The 2,628-nt window shown below is 40.6% G+C and carries 1 protein-coding gene; it reads right to left on the bottom strand.

Going from position 1 to position 2,628, the window contains the following annotated elements; translation table 11 throughout:
* Positions 1 to 2,400, bottom strand: a 2,400-nt coding sequence (locus tag DDT91_RS14590) for a hypothetical protein (protein ID WP_187176936.1), incomplete at its 3' end; no start/stop codon positions are given.
* Positions 2,401 to 2,628: the final 228 nt, after the last annotated feature.

The raw sequence follows: 2,628 nt of genomic DNA, 5'->3' as shown, positions 1-2,628 counted from the left end.
TTTGGAAGCTTCCCGTACTTGGGTATATTGTTCCACTGGTGCCAGGATATTTTTCAAAAGCAATTGACGAAGCGCTTCAGGATAACCAGTATAAGTTGTATTTACATTGACTATGTCGTAATTATATCGGGTTACATTCCGAACCGACTGTGGGTTAGGTAAGGTGCTGCTTTCCTCATAGCTTGTTTTAAGGTATGTCGGGTGAAAGTCACGGGTGGTCAGATTTTCCACTGAATCCGAACCGTAATAAAGTGTCTGTTTGGAGGAAGTCTCTAGATACACTCCGACGTCTTGGGTAAGCGTTGCAATCATGTATCGGTGACCATCATAGGGGTATCCTCCTCCTGTACCGGCACAATAGTAGAAAAAGCCTCCTCCTTCGTCTCCCATGATAACCTGTGCCCCGGCTTGCCCGATATTCAACGTCTGCCCTTTATATTTTGTGTAAGATTTGGTTACCACCTCCTTTAGGGCGTTGAGGTTATCAAATTTGAGGACTTTGGTAAGTTTTCCCCTTTCCCAGCTTTTTTTGTTTCTCCAGGTTTTGTTGGAATATTGGACCGTAAAAACACCGTCGGGAATCAGGGCATTGTTATCAAATTCATAGATAGTCTTTCCGTTTGCAGTAGTACCATTGGCATATTCAGAAACTCTGGTATAAACCACCGGGCTATCGTCAAAACCGGGACCAACAACGGAATTGGACACCCACGATCTAACCCTAAACTGTCGTTGATTGGGTGTTCCTGAAACAACATCGCGCTTATATTGGGTTGTTAAATAATGAAAGTTTCTGACATCAAAGTTTTTATGTCCAAATCCGTCGTCATTGTTTCCATATCGGTATAGGGTGCTATAGCTGTTTTGCCCATCATTCTTGATGATTTTCTTGATTCTCAGACCTGCTCCATACTTGGTTCCCCCATCAGAATATTTATGGGGCTCAAACTCAAATTCGGTATATCCACCGGTCGGAAACGTAATTCGTTTGAGGATACCTTGTTTGTAAAATGTAGTGTCTGTACTCCTGTTTGCTCCGCCAATTGATATGGTTGTCAAACCCGTCCCGCTATTTGCCTGATACTGTACAGTTTCTTGGGGAATCAGGTTGGTATTACCTGTTTTTCCGTTATAAAACCCAAAGTGGTCTCTTCGATGAGAACCTTGCACTGCATCCCAAGAAAAAGTAGTCGTCTGGTAGGTAAAATTGTATTTATTGATCAGGGTATTGGAAGCATCCCTAACTTCTAATCCATCTAACTTCAGGCGTGCATCGGCATTATTGGAGGCTAGTTTAAAATTTCCGGAATTGAGCAATACAAATGTCTTTTCCAAAGAATATTGCCCATTGAGTTTGGAATAAATTTCAATCTTGCTTAACCGTTCCACATTGGGGCTACCCGGCAAATCGGTTCTGGCAGCTCCCAAGACAAATCGCACCATACCAGTTTTGAAAAAAATCGTATCCAAAGCCAATTGGGAAATTGAACTTGAAGTCGACACAAAGGTGGTAACCGGACTATAAGAATTACAGGGAAGCAGAACTGCATCAGCTGTATTGCATTCGTCCATCAGGGTGATATTCGTTTCAACCTCGGATGTGGTGATGGTTCCTAAATCCTGGTAATTAAACGTTACATAATCGTCAGAATTTTGGGTCTTAATTTCTTGTAGATACCAGGTCGAAATAGCTGAAGTATTGATGGAACCAGAAGAACTACTCAATAACTCCCGACTTCCATTGAGACCGTTCCAGTCTGCTCCAAAGCGGTACATCAGACCTTGTGTGTCTGTGATGTCAAAATAATTTGGGCTCCTTACAAGTTTGATGGCACTTTCCGGAAACAGTAATGGAGCCTGTCCGCCCTGCCTTAATACGAATCTTCCACTTGCCCCGGGATAATTGTAAGAAAATAGATCCGGTTCCCGATCATTGGTTCCGGTAGCAGTTAACTCCTTATAATTAAAGTTTGCACAGAAGTTAAACGGATCGACATTGTAATCATTGGTTAAGGATAAAAAACCAGATTCATCAGCTTTGCCGTTAACTGTTCGGGTTACCTGCCCACCTGCCTGAATGGACCAACCCAGTCCTACCCATGAGGCCCTGTCAGTGTATCGGATACCTCCGGCATGGTAGGTCAATACGATTGGAACTTTGATTGATCCGGCATCAATCTCAAAAATTGGAATACTAATATCGGGTATACCTGTATAGAGATTCACATTAAAATCCCCATACTTCTGAATTCCTGCTGCATTGGGTGAATTTTGGGCAGATTTTGGAGTGATTTTTTCAATCTGTGCAGAAACATCTCCGGGAAGTTGTGCAGTTACCTCAAAAATTACTGCTACAATCAGTCCTACCGAAAATATCCATTTTCTAAAAAACTTCAGCATAGGGATTGTGTTTTTTAATGACTTTCCCGAAAAATGTAAAAAAACTAATAAATAAGAAATACCCTATACAGGGTATTTTAATTTTGATATGTATTAAGTATTCAGAATTTTATTTTGTGATGAAATGAATTTTCAGATAATTTGAACTGCAAATTTTTGAATAGATCTTTTTCAAAGTATTCCATTTTATCCATTTTTTTTGGAAAAATAAACTGTGCAAAATAAATC

It is taken from the genome of Algoriphagus sp. AK58 (assembly GCF_014324365.1).
Classification (GTDB): Bacteria; Bacteroidota; Bacteroidia; order Cytophagales; family Cyclobacteriaceae; genus Algoriphagus.
The sequence above is the reverse complement of the archived record's forward strand: the minus strand, read 5'-3'. Positions and strand labels throughout refer to the sequence as shown.